This is a genomic window from Streptomyces sp. NPDC101227 (genome assembly GCF_044767545.1).
Taxonomy (GTDB): domain Bacteria; phylum Actinomycetota; class Actinomycetes; order Streptomycetales; family Streptomycetaceae; genus Streptomyces.
In genome coordinates this window covers 255,299-276,690 of record NZ_JBIWOD010000004.1, presented here as the reverse complement: position 1 = coordinate 276,690, position 21,392 = coordinate 255,299, and the positions used below count along the sequence as shown (strand labels likewise).

Annotated in this window: 17 protein-coding genes; 8 read left to right on the top strand and 9 right to left on the bottom strand. The window is 71.5% G+C overall.

Annotated elements, in window-relative coordinates; genetic code table 11:
- The first annotated feature begins 97 nt into the window (after positions 1-97).
- The 3 genes from ACIRPT_RS10845 (at position 98) to ACIRPT_RS10835 (ending at position 4,530) form a co-directional block, all read left to right on the top strand.
- Positions 98-922, top strand: coding sequence for a TIGR03619 family F420-dependent LLM class oxidoreductase (locus tag ACIRPT_RS10845; RefSeq protein ID WP_403825214.1), 825 nt, complete (start codon positions 98-100; stop codon positions 920-922).
- A gap of 320 nt (positions 923-1,242) precedes the next feature.
- Positions 1,243-1,644 carry a VOC family protein gene (locus tag ACIRPT_RS10840; RefSeq protein ID WP_403825211.1) on the top strand — a complete coding sequence of 134 codons (402 nt, stop codon included), beginning with the start codon at positions 1,243-1,245 and terminating at the stop codon, positions 1,642-1,644.
- Between the two features lie 156 nt (positions 1,645-1,800).
- The gene (locus ACIRPT_RS10835) at positions 1,801-4,530 is read left to right on the top strand and encodes a bifunctional FO biosynthesis protein CofGH (protein ID WP_403825208.1); all 2,730 of its coding nucleotides are present in this window, start codon (positions 1,801-1,803) and stop codon (positions 4,528-4,530) included.
- 36 nt (positions 4,531-4,566) lie between these two features.
- On the opposite strand, the gene ACIRPT_RS10830 is transcribed toward ACIRPT_RS10835, so the two are convergent.
- Together ACIRPT_RS10830 and ACIRPT_RS10825 are read right to left on the bottom strand one after the other, a co-directional pair.
- Positions 4,567-4,821 carry a hypothetical protein gene (locus tag ACIRPT_RS10830; protein WP_403825206.1) on the bottom strand — a complete coding sequence of 85 codons (255 nt, stop codon included), beginning with the start codon at positions 4,819-4,821 and terminating at the stop codon, positions 4,567-4,569.
- 76 nt (positions 4,822-4,897) lie between these two features.
- Complete coding sequence (locus ACIRPT_RS10825; RefSeq protein WP_403825203.1) at positions 4,898-5,857, bottom strand: D-2-hydroxyacid dehydrogenase family protein; 960 nt, start codon at positions 5,855-5,857, stop codon at positions 4,898-4,900.
- Positions 5,858-6,187: 330 nt separating this feature from the next.
- On the opposite strand from ACIRPT_RS10825, the gene ACIRPT_RS10820 reads away from it, so the two are divergent.
- The gene (locus ACIRPT_RS10820; RefSeq protein WP_403505374.1) at positions 6,188-7,300 is read left to right on the top strand and encodes an ADP-ribosylglycohydrolase family protein; all 1,113 of its coding nucleotides are present in this window, start codon (positions 6,188-6,190) and stop codon (positions 7,298-7,300) included.
- Here ACIRPT_RS10820 and ACIRPT_RS10815 read toward each other — a convergent pair.
- A complete protein-coding gene (locus ACIRPT_RS10815; RefSeq protein ID WP_403825200.1) occupies positions 7,285-8,115 on the bottom strand; it encodes a helix-turn-helix domain-containing protein in 831 nt (276 codons plus the stop codon). The two genes, ACIRPT_RS10820 and ACIRPT_RS10815, sit on opposite strands and share 16 nt — an antisense overlap.
- A gap of 19 nt (positions 8,116-8,134) precedes the next feature.
- Between ACIRPT_RS10815 and ACIRPT_RS10810 the strand changes: the two genes are divergently transcribed.
- Entirely contained in the window at positions 8,135-8,560 is a 426-nt protein-coding gene (locus ACIRPT_RS10810; protein ID WP_403825197.1) for a DUF4345 family protein, read from the top strand.
- On the opposite strand, the gene ACIRPT_RS10805 is transcribed toward ACIRPT_RS10810, so the two are convergent.
- The 3 genes from ACIRPT_RS10805 to ACIRPT_RS10795 all read right to left on the bottom strand — a co-directional run bounded on the left by ACIRPT_RS10805 (position 8,547) and on the right by ACIRPT_RS10795 (position 12,790).
- Complete coding sequence (locus tag ACIRPT_RS10805; protein WP_403825195.1) at positions 8,547-10,154, bottom strand: sodium:solute symporter family protein; 1,608 nt, start codon at positions 10,152-10,154, stop codon at positions 8,547-8,549. The genes ACIRPT_RS10810 and ACIRPT_RS10805 overlap by 14 nt on opposite strands.
- 356 nt (positions 10,155-10,510) lie before the next feature.
- Positions 10,511-11,296: an SDR family oxidoreductase gene (locus ACIRPT_RS10800; RefSeq protein WP_403505362.1), complete on the bottom strand. Its 786-nt coding sequence runs from the start codon at positions 11,294-11,296 to the stop codon at positions 10,511-10,513.
- 264 nt (positions 11,297-11,560) lie between these two features.
- Positions 11,561-12,790 (bottom strand): PLP-dependent aminotransferase family protein, encoded by a 1,230-nt coding sequence (locus ACIRPT_RS10795; RefSeq protein WP_403825192.1) that lies wholly within the window; start codon positions 12,788-12,790, stop codon positions 11,561-11,563.
- A gap of 183 nt (positions 12,791-12,973) precedes the next feature.
- Here ACIRPT_RS10795 and ACIRPT_RS10790 point away from each other — a divergent pair, with 183 nt between their 5' ends.
- A complete protein-coding gene (locus ACIRPT_RS10790; protein WP_403825189.1) occupies positions 12,974-13,840 on the top strand; it encodes a hypothetical protein in 867 nt (288 codons plus the stop codon).
- Positions 13,841-13,967: 127 nt separating this feature from the next.
- Here ACIRPT_RS10790 and ACIRPT_RS10785 read toward each other — a convergent pair whose 3' ends face one another.
- The 3 genes from ACIRPT_RS10785 to ACIRPT_RS10775 form a co-directional block, all read right to left on the bottom strand.
- A complete protein-coding gene (locus ACIRPT_RS10785; RefSeq protein WP_403505351.1) occupies positions 13,968-14,177 on the bottom strand; it encodes a DUF397 domain-containing protein in 210 nt (69 codons plus the stop codon).
- Positions 14,178-14,412: 235 nt separating this feature from the next.
- A complete protein-coding gene (locus ACIRPT_RS10780; protein WP_403505348.1) occupies positions 14,413-15,279 on the bottom strand; it encodes a helix-turn-helix domain-containing protein in 867 nt (288 codons plus the stop codon).
- Positions 15,280-15,536: 257 nt separating this feature from the next.
- Complete coding sequence (locus ACIRPT_RS10775; protein ID WP_403505345.1) at positions 15,537-16,295, bottom strand: GPP34 family phosphoprotein; 759 nt, start codon at positions 16,293-16,295, stop codon at positions 15,537-15,539.
- A gap of 223 nt (positions 16,296-16,518) precedes the next feature.
- Here ACIRPT_RS10775 and ACIRPT_RS10770 point away from each other — a divergent pair, with 223 nt between their 5' ends.
- Positions 16,519-19,341: a D-alanyl-D-alanine carboxypeptidase gene (locus ACIRPT_RS10770; protein WP_403825185.1), complete on the top strand. Its 2,823-nt coding sequence runs from the start codon at positions 16,519-16,521 to the stop codon at positions 19,339-19,341.
- Positions 19,342-19,588: 247 nt separating this feature from the next.
- Positions 19,589-21,316, top strand: coding sequence for a glycosyltransferase family 39 protein (locus tag ACIRPT_RS10765; protein ID WP_403825182.1), 1,728 nt, complete (start codon positions 19,589-19,591; stop codon positions 21,314-21,316).
- Positions 21,317-21,392 lie beyond the last annotated feature (76 nt).

Sequence of the window (21,392 nt, the reverse complement as noted above, 5' to 3'; positions counted from 1 at the left end):
TGTACGCGGGTGTGACACGGAGGGAAAGGCCTGTGGATAACCGGCGGGCGGTAGGGCAACATGCGGTCACCACACGCCTGACGGAGGTGTCCTCAGCATGCGGATCGCGACCACGATCTTCCTGACCGACGAGACGATCCGGCCGGACCGGCTGGCCCTTGAGCTGGAACAACGCGGATTCGCCGGGCTCTATCTGCCCGAGCACACCCACATCCCGGCCAGCCGGGACACCCCGGCCCCCATGGGGGAACCGCTGCCCCGCGAATACGGCCGCACCCTCGACCCGTTCATCGCGCTCGGCCAGGCCGCCGCCGTCACCGAGCGGCTGGGCCTGGGCACCGGCATCACCCTGGTCGCCCAGCACGACCCGGTCGGCCTCGCCAAGCAGATCGCGACCCTCGACTTCCTCTCCGGCGGCCGTTTCACCTTCGGCATCGGTTACGGCTGGAACGTCGAGGAGGCCGCCGACCACGGGGTCGACTGGTCGACCCGGCGCGAGCTGACGCGCGACCGGGTGGCACTGATGCGGGCGCTGTGGGCCGCGGAACCGACCGCCTACAAGGGCGAGTTCGGCTCCGTGCGGGCGTCCCTGGCGCATCCCAAACCGGCGCACGGCGCGCCACGCACCCTGATCGGCGGGGCGGCCGGGCCCAAGCTCTTCGGGCACATCGCGGAGTACGCGGACGGCTGGCTGCCGATCGGCGGGCGCGGGCTGACCGAATCCGTTCCGGCGCTGCGGCAGGCCTGGGCGGAGGCCGGGCGCACCGGGGAGCCCGTGGTGGTGCCGTACGCGGTCCGTCCCTCGGCCGGGAAGCTGGCGCACTACCGCGAGCTGGGCCTCCAGGAGGTGGTGCTGCAACTGCCGCCGGCAGGCGAGGCAGAGGTGCTGCGCACGCTGGACGACTTCGCGCAGTACCTGTGAGGCGGCGCAGCGTGATCCGCGTGGCAGGAGCGTGAACGGCGCGGCGTAGCGCGGCTGCCTAGGTCGTGTCCGCAAACTCCCGTTGTCGCCCGCGAGCCAGGCGGGAGTTTGCGGACACGACCTAGGGCCATCGGCGTACGGCCGGCGGGCGCAGGACGGTACCGGAGACCGAAGCGCGTCCGCCGTCGGAGGTCATAGCGTGGAAAGTGACGGATTCGCTGCGCGCCGCGGGCCGGGGACGATGTCGCCGGTCCGGTGGCGTCCACGGTCCCGCGCACCTCAGAGCCGTATCCACAGATCGACGGTCCAAGGAGAGTCCGATGCCCAGCCTCGACCACACGATCGTGCACAGCACCGACCGTTTTGCCTCCGCCCAGTTCCTGACCGACCTTCTGGACGTCCCCGCGCCCAAGGCCTTCGGCCCGTTCGCCGTCGTCAAGATGGACAACGGGGTGAGCCTCGACTACGCAGAGCATGTCGCCACCGACCGCGAGTTCGTTCCGACGCACTACGCGATCCTTGTGACGGAGGACGAGTTCGACGCGATCCTGGCGCGGATAGCGGCGCGGCAGCTGCCGTACTGGGCCGACCCCCTGCACCACCAGGCACAGCAGATCAACACCCGCGACGGCGGCCGTGGCCTGTACCTCGACGACCCCGACGGTCACAACATGGAGTTCCTGACCCGGACGTATTCGGACGAGCTGCTGGCCGGCCTGTAATCCGGCTCCACCGGGCGTGCGCCGCGCGCCCCGGGAAGGGCCACGCAATGCCACGCCCGCCGCGCGGAGGGAACCTCCGTCTGACGTGATCAGTGGCACACCGGCGGCCGGTTGACCGACGGCCGCAGTGTCGGCGGGCGCTCGTATGCTCGGAGGATGACTTCCAGCGCGCAGGGACCTGACCAGGGATCTGACCGGCGACACCACCAGGGCTCCGACCAGGGATCCGGCCGGGGGCCCGACCAGGGGGCCGATCAGGAATCCGGCAGGGCGGCCGGCCGGGCGGCCGACGGGGGGACGGGCGCCGCCGGCCGGCCGGGGCGCCCCACGGCGAACGCCATGCGCCGCGCGCTCAAGCGGGCCCGCGACGGCGTGGCACTGGATGCCGGCGAGGCCGCGGTGCTGCTGCAGGCCCGCGGCGAGGACCTGCGGGACCTGTGCGCCTCGGCGGCCCGGGTGCGGGACGCGGGCCTGGAGGCCGCCGGGCGCCCCGGAATCATCACGTACTCGCGCGGCGTGTTCATCCCCCTCACCCGCCTGTGCCGGGACAAATGCCACTACTGCACCTTCGTCACCGTCCCCGGCAAGCTGCGCCGCGACGGCCACGGGATGTTCATGTCGCCCGACGAGGTGCTCGACATCGCCCGCCGCGGCGCCGAAATGGGCTGTAAGGAGGCCCTGTTCACGCTCGGCGACAAGCCGGAGGACCGCTGGCCCGAGGCCCGCGAATGGCTGGAGGCGCACGGCTACGACGACACGCTCTCCTACGTACGGGCCATGGCCATCCGCGTACTGGAGGAGACCGGGCTGCTGCCGCACCTCAACCCGGGGGTGCTGTCCTGGACGGACTTCCAGCGGCTCAAGCCCGTCGCCCCGTCCCTGGGGATGATGCTGGAGACCACCGCCGAGCGGCTGTGGAGCGAGCCCGGCGGCCCCCACCACGGCTCGCCCGACAAGGAGCCCGCCGTCCGGCTGCGCGTCCTGGAGGACGCCGGCCGCTCCAACGTTCCCTTCACCACCGGGCTGCTCATCGGGATCGGCGAGACCTACGAGGAGCGCGCCGAGTCCATTTTCGCGCTGCGCCGCATCCAGCGGACCTACCACGGCATCCAGGAACTGATCATGCAGAACTTCCGCGCCAAGCCGGACACGGCCATGCGCGGAATGCCGGACGCCGAACTGGAAGAGCTGGCCGCCACCATCGCCGTGGCCCGGCACATCATGGGCCCGTCCACCCGTATCCAGGCGCCGCCCAACCTGGTCGACGGTGAGTACGCGATGCTCATCGACGCCGGGATCGACGACTGGGGCGGCGTCTCGCCGCTGACCCTCGATCACGTCAACCCCGAGCGCCCCTGGCCGCAGATCGAGGAGCTGACCGAGCGCTGCGCGGCCGCCGGCTTCGAGCTGCGCGAACGGCTGCCCATCTACCCGGAGTTCCTCCAGCGCGGCGAGCCCTGGCTCGACCCCCGACTGCTGCCGCACGTCCGCGCGCTCGCCGACCCGGAGACGGGCCTGGCCATCGAGGACGCCCCCGTGGTGGGCCGCCCCTGGCAGGAGCCCGACGAGGGCTTCTCGATGCACTCCACGGGCCGTACGGACCTGCACCACACCATCGACACCGAAGGCCGCACGGCCGACCGGCGCGATGACTTCGACGAGGTCTACGGCGACTGGGAGGCGCTGCGCGAGGCCGCCGCCCCCGGGATGGTCCCCGAGCGCATCGACACCGACGTACGCCAGGCCCTCTCGCAGGCCGCCGACGACCCCACCAAGCTCACCGACGCCGAGGCGCTGTCGCTGCTGCACGCCGACGGCCCCGCCCTGGACGCCCTCTGCGCCATCGCCGATGACCTGCGCCGCGCCACGGTGGGCGACGACGTCACCTACATCGTCACCAGGAACATCAACTTCACCAACGTCTGCTACACCGGCTGCCGCTTCTGCGCCTTCGCCCAGCGCCGCACCGACGCCGACGCCTACACCCTCTCCCTCTCCCAGGTGGCCGACCGCGCCCAACAGGCCTGGGACGTCGGCGCGGTGGAGGTCTGCATGCAGGGCGGCATCCACCCCGACCTGCCCGGTACGGCGTACTTCGACATCGCGCGCGCCGTCAAGGAACGCGTCCCCGGCATGCATGTGCACGCCTTCTCACCGATGGAGGTCGTCAACGGCGCGACCCGCACCGGCCTGTCCATCCGCGAGTGGCTCACCGAGGCCAAGGCCGCCGGCCTGGACACGATCCCCGGCACCGCCGCCGAGATCCTCGACGACGAGGTCCGCTGGGTCCTGACCAAGGGCAAGCTCCCCACCGCCACCTGGGTCGAGGTCATCAAGACCGCCCACGACCTGGGCATCCGCTCCTCGTCGACGATGATGTACGGCCATGTCGACCAGCCCCGCCACTGGCTCGGCCACCTCCGCCTCCTGGCCGAGATCCAGCAGGAGACGGGCGGCTTCACGGAATTCGTCACCCTCCCCTTCATCCACACCAACGCCCCCGTCTATCTCGCCGGCATCGCCCGCCCCGGCCCCACCACCCGCGACAATCGCGCGGTGACGGCCATGGCCCGGGTCCTGCTTCACCCGGGCATCACCAACATCCAGACCAGCTGGGTCAAGCTGGGGGCGGAGGGCGCCGCAGAGATGCTCCGCTCGGGCGCCAACGACCTGGGCGGCACCCTGATGGAGGAGACCATCTCCCGGATGGCGGGCTCCAGCTACGGCTCGTACCGCTCCATCCAGGACCTGGTTGCCATCGCCGATGCCGCCGGCCGCCCGTCCCGGCCCCGTACGACGACCTATGGCCCCGTGACGGAGGAACGGCAGGCCGCGGCGCTGGCGTCGGACGGGCATCTGCCGGAGCTGCTGCCGGTGGTGGAGTAGCGGCGGGGCGCCACCCGGCCGGGCTCCGGGCCCCGCTCATTCCCCGTCGTACTCCCACTCGTGCTGCAGGATGCACTGCTGCCACTGTGACAGCGCCTCCTCGCGGTCGCCTCCGGTGTCCTGGGCGGCGGCGATCAGCGCGTCGGCGGCCATGGCGGCCAGCCGTACGGCGATATGGCAGACGTCGCGCTGGGGGAGCGGCCGGAGGAGTTCCACCGCGCCGTCGCTGTCGCCGGAGAGCGCGGAGGCGACGACGGCCATGGTGGTGCGATCCCACTCGTACTCGGACATGAGGGAAGCATGCCCAGCATGCGGCGCCGCCATGGTCGAACGGGTGAGCGTGATGGGGCGGGGAGGCGAGTCCGCCTCACGTCAGCTCCCGCACCGCCTTTCCCTCCAGGAATCCCACGATGTTCTCCACCGCCTGCTGGAAGTAGCCCTCGTAGTTCCGTCGGGTGACATAGCCGAGATGGGGGAGGGCGAGGACGTTCGGGAGGGTGCGCAGGGGGTGGTCGGCGGGCAGCGGCTCCTGGTCGAAGACATCGAGGCCGGCGCCGGCGATGCGTCCCTCGCGCAGGGCGTCGAGCAGGGCGGGCTGGTCGACGATCGCGGCGCGTGAGGTGTTGACGAGGTAGGCGGTGGGCCGCATCCGGCGGAGTTCGGGGGCGCCGAGAAGGCCGCGGGTGCGGTCGCCGAGGACGAGGTGGACGGAGACGAAGTCGCTGGTCTCCAGGAGCTCTTCCTTGGTGGCGGCGATGCCCACCCCCGCCTCCGCGGCGCGCTCGGCGGTCAGGTTCTGGCTCCAGGCGACGACGTCCATGCCGAAGGCCTGGCCGACCCCGGCGACCCGGGTCCCGGTCTTGCCCAGGCCGAGAAGTCCCAGCCGGCGGCCGTGCAGATCGGCGCCGACCGTGCTCTGCCAGGGGCCGCCCGCGCGCATCGCGGCGCTCTCGGTGGCCACGTTGCGGGCCAGGCCCAGGATCAGTGCCCAGGTCAGCTCGACGGGCGGTTCGGCGTTGCTGGCCGTACCGCAGACCGTGACGCCGTGCCGCGCGGCGGCCGCCAGGTCGATGGCGGCGTTGCGCATACCGGAGGTGATCAGGAGCCGCAGGCGCGGCAGCCGCGCGAGGAGCGAGGCGGGGAACGGGGTGCGTTCGCGCATCGCGACGACGATCTCGCAGTCGCCGATCGCCTCGACCACCTCGTCCTCGGAGCCGAAGGGCCGGCGCAGGATGCGGACGTCCACCGTGCCGTCCAAAGGGGACCAGTCGGCCATGGAGAGGGCGACGCCCTGGTAGTCGTCGAGTACGGCGCAGCGCTCAGTCATCGGGGGCGTCTCCTGGCGTGGTCGGGGTGCGGTCGGGCAGGGACGACGACGGTGCGATCGGGGGCGCGATCGGCCCCTGGCCGGCACCTGGCCGGGGGCCAATCCCGGCAATCGTCGCGAGCCGTCACAGCGTTCATGGGTGACAGCTCACATTACGATCCGGGGCTCAAAGTGATCATTCCTGGTCGATTACAGTGCTGCGGCGGGGAGCCTGCAAGGCCCCGGGACGTTGTGAGTTTCTGGAGGCGCGCCAGTGAGTGAGCGCAGCGAGCGAGCCGTCGGAAGGTGCGCGCCGCGCGCATGCGAGGCCGAGCGGAGCGAGGTGTCGGCATGAGCGGCAACACCGCTATCTGGGGCCGCGCCGAACAGCAGGATTTCCGTAGCCGGGTGCGGGGCTGTCTGCTCGGCGGAGCCATCGGCGATGCGCTCGGCGCCGGCATCGAATTCGATGCGCTGGACGCGATCCGTGAGGCGCACGGGCAGGAAGGCGTGACGGACTTCGTGCCCGCCTACGGGCGGCGCGGCGCGGTCACCGACGACACCCAGATGACGCTCTTCACGGTGGACGGCCTGATCCGGGCCCAGGTGCGCCGCGACACCGGAGCCTGGCATCCGCCCACCGACGTCCACCGCGCCTATCTGCGCTGGGCCGCCACCCAGCGCGACTGGGGCCCCGACGAGCGCAAGAAGGACGACGGCTGGCTCGCCCGCGAGGAGTGGCTCTACTCGCGGCGGGCGCCCGGCCGGGCCTGCCTGAGCGGCCTCGGCGACGAGGTGATGGGCACCGTGGACAAGCCCAAGAACCGCGACTCCAAGGGCTGCGGCGCGGTGATGCGCTCCGCGCCGTTCGGGCTGCTGGTCGGCTGGGAGCCGCAGCTGGTCTTCCAGCTGGCCGTCGAGTGCGCGGCGCAGACCCACGGCCACCCCACCGGCTATCTGTCGGCCGGCGCGTTCGCCGTCATCAGCCATTCCCTGGCCCGCGGCGAGGACCTCGACGGCGCCGTCCAGAAGGCCCTGGCCCATCTGGCCACCCGCCCCGGCCACGAGGAGACCACCGACGCCCTCAAGCGTGCGCTGGGCGCCGTACGGCAGGGCATGCCGACGCCCGCCCGGGTGGAGTCGCTCGGCGAGGGCTGGACGGGCGAGGAGGCGCTGGCGATCGGCGTGTACTGCGCGCTGGTCGCCGAGGACATCCGGCACGGGCTGCTGCTCGCCGTCAATCACGGTGGCGACAGCGACTCGACCGGCGCCATCTGCGGAAACCTGCTGGGCACCCTGCACGGCGAGACGGCGCTGCCGCCGGACTGGCTGGTCGAGCTGGAGGGCCGGGAGACGATCCTGCAGCTCGCCGACGACTTCTCGATGGAGATGACGCAGGGGCCCGCGCTGCACGGTCCGGGTGGCTCGGCGCCGGGCTGGCTCGCCCGCTACCCGCGCGCCTGATCCTCCTGGACGGCGCGGCGGGCCCGCGGCGCCCCCTCCGCCGCAGTCGCCCGGTACCCCGTGGCGGCCGTCTCGTCGACGATCACGCAACGGGCGGTCAGCAGCCGGCTCGGCCGCAGCCCGAACGTGGCGTGAAAGCTGCTGCTGAAGTGGGACGGGCTGGCGAAGCCGGCCGCCGCGGCCGCCTCCGTCAGGGTGCCGTGGACCAGCAGCGCCCGCCCGGCGCGCAGCATCCGCGCCCACAGCCGGTAGCGCCGGAAGCTCGTACCGGTCTGCTCGCGGAAAAGGTGCAGGAAGCGGGACGCGGACAGGCCCGCGACGGCGGCGAACTCCCTTGCCCCGTCCGGGAGTTCGGGCTCCCACAGCAGCTGCCGTACAGCCTCGCGGATGCGCGGGTCGAGCGTGTCCGGCCGCTCCGAGCGGTCCGGCTGCGCACAGAGCCGTACGAGCCGCATGGCGTCCACGGTGCCGTCGGCGGACACCGTCACCGGCTCCGTACCCGCCCCCAGCGCCGCGACGCAGGCCCGTTCCGCCGCCGAGCCCGGTTCGACGTAGCAGAAGGTCATCCGCCTCCCGTGCGCCTCGATCCGGTGCGGCACCCGGGGGCGGATCAGCGCGCTGCGGCCCGTACGCCGGGTGCCGTCCGCCGTCTCCAGGGTGAAGTCGGCGTCCGTGCCGATGGCGAGGCAGGTGACCGAGCCGGAGTGCAGATCCAGCTCCAGGGAGGGCCCGGAGTAGACGGCGCGGCCGGGCCAGAGGCTGAGCCGGGCTCCGGTGCCGGGGCAGCACGTTGATGAAAGCGCAGGGTCGGTCATGCCCGGCATCCTGGCGCACATGACGACCACGTCCACCGCGATTCCGGCCGCCCCGGCCCTCCCGGCCGCGTCCTGTGCCGCGCAGGCGGCCCTCGCGCTCTTCTTCCTCGGCATGGGTCTGTACGGGCTGGCCGCGCCCGCCGCCCTGGTCCGGCCGTTCGGCATCCGCCTGGGCGGGCCCGCCGCCCGTACCGAAGTGCGGGCCGTCTACGGCGGGTTCGGGGTCGCGATGGCCGCCCTGCTCGGCTGGGCCGCCGCCGGCCCGGGGGATCCGCTGCGCCGCGGGGCGGTCCTCGCCGTGGCGGTGGCGCTGCTGGGGATGGGGGCCGGCCGCCTCGCCGCGCGGATCGCCGAACCGCCGGGCGCCTGGTACCCGTCCTGGTGCTACTTCTGGGTGGAGCTGGCGGGCGGCGGCCTCCTGCTGGCCACCGTCATGGGGACTTAGGCGTATCCCCGTCCTCCGAAACCGTCACCCCGTCCTCCGAAATCCGCACTCCCTCCTCCGGAACCGGCGCCCCTTGCCCCGGGACCGGCAGCGCCCCGGCCCCCGCCTCGCCCCCGCCGCCCCCGTCGTTGATCCGCGCCAACAGCGCATCCCGCTCCGCCGTCCCCTCCGGCCTGATGAGCCCCACCAGCAGGAACAACACCAGCGAGGTGGCGACCGGCGACACGATCTGCACCTGCAACTGCACCTCGTCCAGACCGTAGTTGGTCAGCCAGAAGGCGAACAGGCCCGCCGCCCAAGCGGTCAGCGCCGCGGTCGGCCCCGATCTGCGGCAGGCCGGCAGCATGCCGAGCAGGAACGGGATGGAGATCGGACCGACGAGCCCCGCCACCCACTTGATGACGACGGTGATGATGTCCTTGAACGCCGGCGAATTGACCTGCGTGGCGATCGCCATCGACAGGGCCAGGAACGACACCGTCGACAGCCGCGCCGCCAGCAGCCCGGCCTTGTGGCTCCAGCCCCGCGCCCTGGCCGACAGCGCCGGGGCGATATCGCGGGTGAAGACCGCGGAGATGGCGTTGGCGTCCGAGGAGCACATGGCCATCGTGTGCGAGAAGAAGCCCACGATGACGAGCCCCAGCAGGCCGTGCGGCAGGAGCCGTTCGGTCAGCAGCGCATACGCGTCCGACGCATCCGGTTTCCGGGCCTTGACCAGCAGCGGCGCGGCCCACATCGGGAAGAAGAGGACCGCGGGCCAGACGAACCACAGCGCCGCCGACAGCCGGGCCGAGCGCCTGGCCTGCCGGGCGTTGGCGGTGGCCATGAAGCGCTGGGCCTGGTTCCACATCCCGCCGCTGTACTCGAAGGTCTTGATGAAGAGGTAGGCGAGCAGGAAGGTGAGGGTGTACGGGCCGACGGTCGGCTGCGTATGCCCGTCGGGCAGCCGGTCCCATACGCTCCACAGCGCGCCGACGCCGCCCAGTTCGCCCAGGACGGTGACCAGCATGGCGATACCGGCCAGCAGCTGGATGACGAACTGCCCCAGCTCGGTGAGCGCGTCCGCCCACAGTCCGCCGACCGTGCAGTAGATGCCGGTGATCACGCCCGTGATGAGAATGCCCTGGTGGAGCGAGATGCCGGTGAAGACGGACAACAGGGTGGCGATCGCAGCCCATTTGGCACCCACGTCCACGATCTTCAGCAGCACTCCGGACCAGGCCAGCGCCTGTTGCGTCGGCAGGTTGTAGCGGCTCTTGAGGTATTCCAGCGGCGAGGCGACCCCGAGACGCGACCGCAGCCGGTTGAGCCGCCCCGCGAACAGCTGGGCCCCGATGGCGATGCCGATGGCGATGGGGAGGGACCAGGTGACGTAGGACGTGACGCCGTACTGGTACGCGATGCCGGCGTACCCGGTGAACATCACGGCGCTGTAGCCGGACATGTGGTGGGAGATGCCGGACAGCCACCACGGCATCTTGCCGCCCGCGGTGAAGAAGTCGCCGACGTCATCCACCCGTCGGTGGGACCAGACGCCGATGGCGATCATCACGCCGAAGTAGCCGATGAGCACGGCCCAGTCGAGACTGTTCATGCCCCCTCCAGGGGTCCGCCTTGTGAACGCTGGTCACTTCGCCGTGACGTCCTATGGGGCGGTGCCCCCATGCGGGAGTGGGGACTGGAGGGGATTGAACCGTCCCGCGCGTGGGCTGGTCAAGGCCGTACACGGTCATGGATGTGAACCATAGTCATTGAACCGAACGAATTTACTTTCCCTTGACCTTCGCGGGCGTTGTCCGTGCCGCGTCGCCGAACCCACGATGAACGGACACTTCGCCGGGCTCCGTATGCCCGCACGCGCCACGGCACGGGAGCGGGATCCCGTGCGCCCGGGGCCGACCGACGGAAGGGAAGGGGCAAGAGGAGAGGGAAGGGGGGTGGGGCGGTTGGCTACCGCATCAGCTCGCCCGCGTTGACCAGCAGGGACTGGCCCGTGATGGCGCGGGCGCGGTCGGAGGCGAGGAAGACCGCGGTGTCGGCCACATCGGCGTCCGTCGCCAGGTCGGGCAGCGCCATCCGGTCGGTGAGCCGGCCCAGCACCTCCGACTCCGGTACGCCCTCGGTGTGCGCCGTGAAGCGCACATACGCCTGAACCGGCGGGCCCCACATCCAGCCGGGCTGCACGGTGTTGACCCGTATCCGGTCCGGCCCCAGCTCCCGCGCCAGCGAGTACATCGCCGAGACCAGCCCGCCCTTGGATGCCGCGTACGCCGCCTGCTGCACCTGCGAGGGCGCGGCCACCGACGACTGCGTGCCGATCATCACCACCGATCCGCCGCCGCGCGCCGTGAGCGAGGGCAGGCAGGCGCGGGTCATCCGCAGGGTGCCGAAGAGGTTGACGTCGACGACATCGCGCCAGGAGGCGAAATCGGCGTCGCGCAGGCCGCCGAAGAGCGAGTCGAGGGCCGCGACATGGATCACCGCGTCGATGCCTCCGAACCGCTCCACGGCGAGCGCCGCCAGCGCCTCGCACTGCGCCTCGTCGCCGATGTCCGTCGCCCGCCAGGCCGTCCGCTCCCCCGAAGGGTCGATGTCCGCGGCCGACGCGGCCAGATTCTTCTCCGTGCGGGCGCCCAGGACCACCGAGGCGCCGTCGCGTACGCAGGCCGCCGCGACCTGATGGCCCAGTCCGGCCCCGACGCCGGAGACGATCACGGTCTTGTTGCGGAGCAGCATGGGTGCGCCTCCCGAGCCGTATCCTGACGCTGCGTCAGATGAGTGGTCAGAGTAGGGCCGGGAGGCCGCGATGACCAGAGGGGGCGCAGGAGGGATTGCCGGCGGCGGGCGGGCGATCCGCTACGGGGGCTCGGTCGCACCACGTAGCCGGCGAGTGGGCCCAGGACTGCCGTGACGACACCCACGACCAGGGCGTGCCGGGCGCGCGTACCGCCGTGCGCCCACCCGTCGCCCGCCGCGACCTTCCCACCCGCACCGCGCGCCTCAGCCGACGCGGTGCGCGCCCTCCAGCGCCTTCTTCAGCCGGAGCAGGCCCGTCCGGATCTCGTCCGGCGCGTGCGTGACGAAGGACAGCCGCACGGCCGTGGGGTCCGGCGTCCCGGCGAAGAACGGCGCCCCGGGGACATACGCCACGTCATGCCGCACGACCTCCGGCAGCAGCGCCGTCGCGTCGTACCCCGCGGGCAGCGTCGCCCACACGAACATCCCGCCCGCCGGACGGTTCCACCGCGACCCCTCCGGCAGCGCGTCGGACAGCCCGTCCACCAGCGCGTTCCGCCGCTCGCGGTAGGCGCCGCGGACCCGCTCCAGATGCGCGTCGAGATCGGCGTCCGCCAAGTACCGTGCCGCGGCGGCCTGATCGATGGTCGACGTGTGCAGATCGGCGGCCTGCTTGGCGATGATGCAGGCCCGCCGCAGCGCCGCCGGCGCGCGCAGCGAGCCCAGCCGCAGGCCCGGCGCCATCACCTTGGAGAACGAGCCGAGCAGCGCCGTACGGTCCTCGGCGCCCGGGAAGGACGCGACCCACGACTGCGGCTCGCCCTCGAAACGCAGCTCGCTGTACGGGTCGTCCTCGGCGATCCACAGCCCGCGCCGGGCGGCGACCTGCGCGACCGCGGCCCGCCGCTCGGCGGACAGGGTGCGCCCGGTCGGGTTCTGGAACGTCGGGATGACGTAGAGCAGCTTGGGGTTCTCGCGCGCCGCGACCTCGTCGAGCGCGACCGGGTCCAGGCCCCCCTCATCGGTCGGCACGGGCACCACCCGGGCGCCGGTGAAGGAGAAGATCTGCAGCGCCGCGAGATAGCAGGGGTCCTCGACCAGCACCACGTCGCCCGGCTCCAACAGGGCCGTGGCCAGCAGCGACAGGCCCTGCTGGGAGCCGGTGGTCACCAGCACGTCGTCGGCGTCGGTGGCCAGCCCGCGCGCGGTGGCGCGCGCCGCGACGGCCGCGCGCAGCCCCGGGTCGCCCTCGCTGGTGGAGTACTGCAGCGCCCGTTGCGGCGTCTCGCTCAGCACCTGGCGGAAGGCCGCCGCTATGCCCTCCGCGTCGAACAGCTCCGGTGCCGGCAGGCCGCCGGCGAACGAGATGACCTCGGGGCGGGCGGTGAGCGCCAGGATGTCGCGTACGGGCGAGCTGCCGGTCCGCGCCGCGCGGGCCGCGAGCTCGGGGACGGGGGTGACGGTGGCGGTATCGGCAAGGATCGCGTCCGACATGACGGCTCCAATCGCTCGGTTTGCGGGCACCGCCGGGCGCCGTGCGGAGCGTTAACCGGCGTTAGCTGCACAGGGCAGCGAGCTTAGGCGGACGGGGGACTTGTGCGCAGATCTGCCCGCATGATGGGCGGCCCGCGCCCGCACTCTCCCCTTCTGACGGCATGTCAGCTAAACCTGTCTGTCATGACCGAGGACACGGAACGCACCACCACGGACTCCGCCCCCTCCAGCGCGGCCTATGCGGAACTGGCCGCCACCGGCCCCTACGGGGTGCACCCCGGGCACGCGCTGATCACCATGGTCGAGCCGCATCCGGGCCACGAGTACGCCTACAACCGCTGGTACGAGGACGACCACTACATCGCGGGCGCCATGGCGATGCCCTGGATCTTCGCCGGCCGCCGCTGGGTCGCCACCCGCGAGCTCCAACTCCTGCGCTACCCCGAGAAGTCCGCCGTCGCCCAGCCGGTCACGGCCGGCTGCTACCTCTCCACGTACTGGCTCACCGAAGGCCGCTACGACGAGCACATGAAGTGGACCGTCGGCATCAACAAGCGCCTCAACCGGGACGGCCGCGTCTATCAGGACCGCACGCACGTCTTTACGGCCTTCCAGGATCATGCGGCGACGGTCTACCGGGACGGGGCCGCGGGCCCGCGCGACTTCCATGCGCTGGACCACCCGTACGCGGGGCTGGTGCTGGAGGTGATCGACGCGGACGGCCCGGAGCGCCGGGCCGAGCTGCTTGAGTGGCTGCGCGCCCGGCATCTGCCGCGGCGGCTGGCGGGCTCGCCGGCCGCGATGGTCACGATCTTCCGGCCGACGCCGCTGCCGGGGGACCGGATGGCGTATGTGAAGCAGGTCGAGGGCGTCGATACCCGGCTGACGCTGCTGTGGTTCCTCCAGCGGGACCCGCGCGAGGTCTGGGCGGAGCACTTCGCCGGCCGGGCGGAAGCGGTCGCGGAGTCGGGGCTGGGGCGGGTGGAGCTGGTCGCGCCGTTCCTGCCGACCGTCCCCGGGACCGACCGGTACGTGGCCGAACTGCGCTGAAGGGGCGAGGAGTTCGGGCGCGCACGCCCGAGGGGGCATGGCCGAGCCCCCTCGGCCGGGACGGCGATCCAGTCGAGAGGGCTCATGTCCGCGCGGAGCGCGCGGACCGGGGTGGGTGACGCTCAGTTCACGCCAGGTCGAACGAGCCGCCGGCCACGTCCGACACGAAGGTGCTCCAGGCGGCGTTGTCGAACGTGAGGCGCGGGCCCTCGGGGTCCTTGGAGTCGCGCACCGCGATGGCTGCCGTGGTCGGCACGGCCATCTCGACGCAGGCGCCGTTGCCGCCCGAGTACGACGACTTCGTCCAGGAGAACGCGGAATTGGGCTGGAAAGCCATTTTCACTCCAACTCACTCTGTGTTACCGGGGATTCGGTACTGCTGACGCTACGCGCCAACATCACGAGCCGCAGGAGTCGTTCACCCTTCCGAATGTCATATTCCTTGATCTCTTTTCATGTCACCGGGCACCGGTGTACCGTGCGATCCCGCTTTCCGGAACGCGATATTCCGCACCGCAGTGCGCCATTTATCCCATGACTCCCATGGTTCCCATGACTGCCCTTCGCCCCATTCATCCCATGGCGTCTGCGTGTTCCTTGGACGCCTTGGCGATGAACTCCCGGCTCTGATCCGCGTTCAGTGCCTGCGCGCGCAGATGCTCGTACATGATCGTGTATTTGTGCACATCGTTGGTTTTCTCCAGATACAGATCGCTGGTGACGCCCTCGATGTACACCACGCTCGAATCCGAGGCATCGTCGAATTCCAGGATCGAAAAGGTCCCCGACATTCCGGCGTGCGCACCCGTGTCGTACGGCAGTACCTGCACCGTGACATGCGGCAGATGGCTCATCTCGACGAGATGGTCAAGCTGCTCGCGCATGACCAGATGGCTGCCGACCACCCGGCGCAGCGCGCTCTCGTCCAGCACCACCCACAGCCGCAGCGGGCGCTTGGGGTCGTTGACCCGCTCCTGCCGGCGCATCCGGACCTGGATCCGCTTCTCCAGATTCTCGGGTGCAAGCTCGGGGACCGCGCCGGGAATGACCGCCTCGGCATAACCGGGGGTCTGCAGCAGGCCGGGCACCAGCAGCGACTCATAGACCCGCAACGAGGCCGCCTCGGTCTCCAGGCCGATGTAGACGCTGTACGGGATGTCGCCGAAGGCGTGCCACCAGCCTTGCTGGCGCGAATCCTTGGCCATCTGCATCAGCGAATCGACTATGCGGTGATCATCCACTTCGTAGACCCCGCACAGGTCGCGGACGTCGCGCTGACTGATGCTGCGGCGGCCGTTCTCGAGCCTGCTGATCTTCGACTGGGAGACCAGCAGCCGCTCGGCCACCTGTTCCGCCGTCATGCCCTTGTCCTCGCGGAGCCTGCGCAGCTCCTGCCCCAACCGGCGTCGCCTGACGGTCGGGTTGATGTTGGACGCCACGGGTAGTGCACCTCCGGCTCCGTACAGCTGTCGTGTTCTGTCCAGCAGGGTGCCACCCCGACGCCACGCCGCGCAGTCAAATGGACACAGAAGGCAAGCGGACATGCGCGTGGGGTGGCGGTCCGGCCATCGTCCAGAACGGCCGGTCCGCCACCCCACGCCTTCTTGCTGCGGCTCCCGAACGGATCTGCGGGATATGGGAAGTCGGTGCTGAGGGGTAGTGGTGCGCGTGTGGTGAGGGTGTGCTGCCTACCGCGTCAGCGGGCGCCGACGCGTGCCATGCTGCCGTGACCGTGCCGCGACTGCACCGGCACACCGGCCGGCTCCGTGGCGCGGGCCGCGGTCTGCCGTACGGGTCCCGCTCCGGCGGCCTGTGCCCGCCGGGGCTGCGCCGCGGCGCCGTTCTGCACATCCATGACGGCGTGTGCGACCAGCCCGCCCATCGGGTCGTGCCGGATCAGATCCCGGAGACGGGAGCGTGATGAGCGCCCTTCGTTCCCTGGATAGAGATGCTTGCCGAGTCCGACCGCGTGGGCCAGCGCAGCGAGCGCTGCGGTCCGCGGGTCCGGGGGTACGCCGGTGCGGATCGCGTTGTCCAGCCGGGCCCTGATTTCCCGGCTGATGGCCGTCTCCGTCGCCTGGTAGCGCGTCGTCGGCAGCACCCCGCACATCTGGCCTGCCACGGCATGCACCATGCCGCACCGTTCCAGATGCGTGAGATACGTCTGGCGCAGCCCCAGCCGGGGCCCGCCGATCCAATGGACCGCACGCACCGGACTGCCGCGTCGGCGCAGCAGTTCGAGCGCGGAGTCCAGAGTCGGATCTCCTGTCGGCCGTGCCATCACCACGGCGATACGATCCCCGTCTGGGGCTATCCGTCCTGCCAGAGCCAGCTCTACTAGCTGGGCCCCGGCCAGGCCGAGGTCGAGCGACTGCGGCTGCGCTGTGGTGCCCGTGGTCGGGTCCAAAGCGAGCAGCAGAAGCTCCTCCGGAATTGTTCTGCGGCTCCTGCCCATCCATGCCTCCCCGCGTGGATGAATGACAGGGTGACCCCTCTCACATTCATCTGTCGAGGGTGCGTGGGAGGTTCGGTATGGAACCGGTAGGTATGTCGTTCTCGTCTTGCGCGTCGGCGACATCTTCGGTGGGGTGCGGCGCGTACTGGATTCGCGTGGCGGCGGGATGGCGCCGTGCGAACACAGGACACTGGGAAACACTGGCTGTGGTGGAGCGGGCGACGTGGTGAAGGAGACATTGGTGGCGGGCGAGTCCCCCGACGAGTCGGACAAGAACAAGTCGGACAAGGAGCAGTCGTCGGGGGAGACGGCGCGGAGCGAACGCGATCCGCGCCTGACGGTCTTCCGCGGGGATTCGGATACGAAGGCGGCGGAGGCTGCCGGCGAACCGTCGGAGAAGCCGGAGGGGGACTCGTCGGAGAAGCCGGCGGGGAAGCCCCCAAAGAAGCCGTCGGCGAAGTCGGGTGAGCCGGAAGCGCCCGGCGAGCCGGACTCGGCGGCGGAGGACGCGGCGGAGGCCGACGCCACCGCCGAGGTTGCGCCCGAGAAGGCCTCTGAGGCGTCGCAGGACGCCGAGGCGGACGAGGGCGGCGCCGGGGGTGGCGGGGACCGCCTGCGGGCTGCTGTGGCTGCCTGGGTCGCCGGTACGGGCGATGAGGACGGGGACGCGAGCGGGGACGCGGCGACGGGCTCGGGTGATGACGCCGATGACTCCGATGACGCGGGTGCCCGCGATGCCGGGGATGGCGACGATGCCGATGACGCCGACGCTGATGGCGATGGCGATGGCGATGGCGATGGCGACGGCGACGGCGCGAAGGCAGCGGTGAAGCCTGCGGCGAAGGCCGAGACGAAGCCCGAGGTGGACCCGAAGCCTGGGGCCAAGGACGCCAAGGCTGAGGGCGCCAAGGATGCCGACGCGCCCAAGTCCGCACCCAAGGCGAAGGCCAAGGGCGGGCCCGAGTCCGAGTCCGAGTCCGAGTCCAAGGGTGCCTCCGCCGCTCGGAACAAGGCTGTCGACCAGGCCACGGCCGTGTTCAAGACGGTCGGGCTCCAGAAGGGCAAGGGCGGCGACGGCGAGGCGGCCGATGAGGCGCCGGTCGATGAAGCGACCCGGGTATTTGCTATTGCGAAGCCCAAGGGTGAGGCGGCCGGCCGGCCCGTCGACCAGCCGACCACGGCGTTCAAGATCACGCCGCCCGGCAAGGACAAGGACGAGGCCAAGGACAAGGGCGAGGGCGAGGGCAAGGACAAGCCCAAGGGCGACTCCAAGCCCAAGGACGACTCCAACTCCAAGGTCAAGGACGACTCCAAGGCCAAGGCCAAAGCCAAGGACGCGGAGAAGGACAAGGGCGGGGCGAAGGCCGAGGCCAAGGACAACGTCAAGGACAACGTCAAGGCCAACGCCAAGGACAACGCCAAGGCCGAGCCCAAGGCCAAGGCGCCCGCCAAGGACCGGCCCGCCGAGCGCGACCCCGAGCGGACCAGTCAGTTCGTGGCGCTGAAGTCGACGGACGACGGTGCGGCGGAGAAGTCCCTCGGCAAGACGGCGGACCGTACGCCGGCCCGTACCCCTGGGAAGGCCCTCGACAAGGCGGCCCCCGCGAAGGGTCCCGGCGCGCTGCCGCCCGAGGCCCCGGCGGCACCGCCCGCCCCGGCCGCCGCGCCCGCCCCGCCGCGTCAGGAGCCCGAGGCGCTGCCCGAGTCCGAGCGGACCCGGCAGGAGCCGCTGCCGCCGCTCGACCTCCTGGCCAGGCTCACCAACACCCCGCCGCCGCCCGAGACCACGCTGCGCACGGTCGTCCGCCGGTTCAAGATCTGGACCCCGCTGGCCGTGCTGCTGGCGATCATCTTCGTGGTCGTCCAGGCGGTGCGTCCGCTGCCCAACCCGACGCTCGTCCTTGGCGACGCCAAGTCCTCGTTCACCTTCGAGGGCGGCAAGCTCTCCATCCCGTGGCCCGAAAAGGGGCAGGCGGCGGTCAAGGTGGTGGGCTCCGGCCGGCTGGGGACGTTCGGCGAGCAGAAGCCGGTGCCGACGGCGAGCGTCGCGAAGATCATGACGGCGTATGTGATCCTCAAGGAACACCCGCTCAAGAACAAGGACGACAAGGGCCCGGAGATCGAGGTCGACGCCAAGGCGGTGGCCGAGGGCGGCGCCGAGGACGAGTCGCGGATCGAAGGGCTCCAGGCGGGACAGAAGTTCCACCAGCAGGACATGCTCAAGATGCTGATGATTCCGTCCGGCAACAACATCGCCCGGCTGCTGGCCCGTTGGGACACCCAGTCCGGCAGTGAGGCGGCGTTCGTCAAGAAGATGAACGCCGCCGCCAAGGCCCTGGGCATGACGAAGACCACCTACACCGACCCCAGCGGCCTGGATGCCAAGACCGTGAGCACCGCCGTCGACCAGCTCAAGCTGGCCGAGGCCGTCATGAAGTTCGACGCCTTCCGGCCGATCGTCGCGATGACCAACGCCGAGATTCCCGGCCTGCCGGGGCGGATCAACAACAACAACGACAACCTGCTGCTGGCCCCCGGGCTGAGCATCAAGGGCATCAAGACCGGCTCCAGCACGGCAGCCGGCGGCACGCTGTCCTGGGCCGCCTACAAGACGGTGGACGGCAAGGACCGGATGATCCTCGGCACCATGATGGATCAGCACTTCAAGGGCCTGGACCCCCAAGCCTCCAACAGCCTCACCATGGTCAAGGCGAACAGCCAGAAGGTCATCGCGGCGGTACGCAACGCGCTGACCTCGGCCACGGCGGTGAAGAAGGGGCAGGTCGTCGGCTACGTCGACGACGGCCTGGGCGGGCAGACGCCGGTCGTCGCCACCAAGGACCTGAAGGCGGTCGGAGTCGCGGGCCAGAAGCTGGAGTTGAGCATCAGCGGCGGCGGAAAGACCGTCCCGCACACCGCCAAGGCCGGGACCACGGTCGGCGTGCTGACGGTCGGCAACGGCGCGAGCGCGCAGAAGGTCCCGGTGGCCCTGCAGAAGGACCTCACCGAGCCGACGTTCGGGTCGAAGCTGACGCGCCTCGGCTGACGGTGCGTTTGGCGGTGCGCCTTACGGTGCGCTGGCGGGGCTCTTGGATCTGGCGACGCTAGATTCGAGGGCCCCGTCGGTTTTCGCCGGCGCCGCTGGACGTACGTGCTTCGCCGGTCCTACGGGCGGCCCCGCGTCCCGTACGTATGAATGACCGGAGCCCGTCATCGACGCAGCGCAAGCACAGAAGACGACGTTCGCGTCTTCCCCGGCCGCCCGTGACACCTGGGCGACGCAGAGGGCGGTGATGCTGACGCCCGCCGGGCTGATACTGCTCCTGGGGGCCTGGGGCATCCGCCGCCAGGAAGCCATATGGCGCGACGAGGCGGTCACCTACGACATGGCGCACCGCGCCCTGGCCGACCTCTGGCCGACGCTCCAGCACGTCGATGTCGTCCACGGCCTCTATTACGCGCTGATGCACCTCTGGTTCGCCGGCTACGACCCCGCCCTCGGTGCCGCCCTCGGCGAGGCGATCGGCCTGCGGCTGCCGTCCGTCGCCGCCATGACCGCCGCCGCGGCCGGCGTCGCCCTGCTGGGGGCGCGCCTGGCGGGGCGGCGCGCGGGTCTGTTCGCCGGCGTCACCTTCGCACTGGTCCCCGTCGTGCAGCAGTACGCGCAGGAGGGGCGCTCGTACGCGATGGTCTGCGCGCTGGTCGTCTGGGCGACCTACCTCCTGGTGTCGGCCGCCGCCCGACCGCGCCGCGGGCTGTGGTGCGCCTATGCGGCCCTGATGCTGATCGCCTGCCTGCTGCACGAGTTCGCCGCGCTGGCGCTGCCCGCGCACGGCACCGCCCTCGTCCTGGCGCACCGGCCCCGCCGGGTGCGGCGCGCCTGGGCCCTGGCCGCCGTGACCGTCCTGGCCGGCCTCGCCCCCCTCGCGGCCTTCAGCACCCGGCAGTCGGCGCAGGTCGGCTGGCTCATGTGGCCGGACCCCGTCCAGCTGCTGACGTTCGCGACGCTGGCGGTGCTGGGGGGCGGCTGCGCCCGGATCCGCGTACCCTCCCGCGGCCCGGTCGGCGTGCGCGCCCTCGCGCTCCCGCTGCTCCTGCTGCCCACCCTCTTCCTCTGGCTCCTCTCCTACGCGGAACCGGCCTACGTCGACCGCTATGTCCTGTACTACGTCGCCGGCTTCGCCCTGCTCGCCGGCGCCGCGCTGGCCCGGCTGCTGCGGCCGGCGGGCGAAGACGGCCAGACGCGGGCACGAGGGCGGCGCCGGGCGGCGGCCCTGGTGCTCGTGGCGGCGGCGCTGCTGCCCGTCGATATCCATCTGCGCAGCCCGGACAGCCGGGTCGACGATGCCACCGCGGTCGCCCGTGCGGTACGAGAGCTGGCCGCCCCAGGTGACGGGCTGCTGTTCCTGCCCGCCCGGCGCCGTATCTGGATGGCGCCGCATCCGCACGACTTCCGTGGCCTGACCGATCTCGCGCTGGCCAGGAGCCCGGTGGCCTCGCACACCCTCTACGGCACCGAACGCTCCGGTGACGCGATCACCGGCCGGATGCTGGCCGCCCGCCGGATCGTCGTCGCCGGCGACCCGCCCGGTCAGCCGGTCGACCTCAGCGACCAGGAAATCGCCAAACGCATCACCCTGCGCGACGCGTTCGAGGTCTGCGCCAGTACCGAGGTCCGCGGCGCCCGGACGACGCTCTACGCGCGGCCGGGTCGCTGCGCTTGGCCTGAGCCGGTCCGCTGCGCTTTGCCTGGGCCGATGTGTTCGGCTGTCCCGTCGTGGGGGTTTGCCGCCGTGGCGCCTGCGGCGGGCTGGTGCCGCTTGCGCGGGGCTGTTCGGCTGCGGGACCGGGCCTCCGGACTCCGTCCTGCGGCCCGGCCCCTCCCCGTTGGGGTGGGAGAAAACCGTGGGGGCGTACGTAGACGGTCAGCCACACCCTGTGGATCCACCGTGGGAAACGGTCAACTCAACGCCCGCCCCCACCGGCCTCCTCCCCCACCCACGGGAGGGGACGGACCGTAGCGGCGAAGCCGTGTAGGGCCGTCACCGCACCCGACAAACCACGCCCGCCGCAGGCGCAACGGCGAGAACACACCAC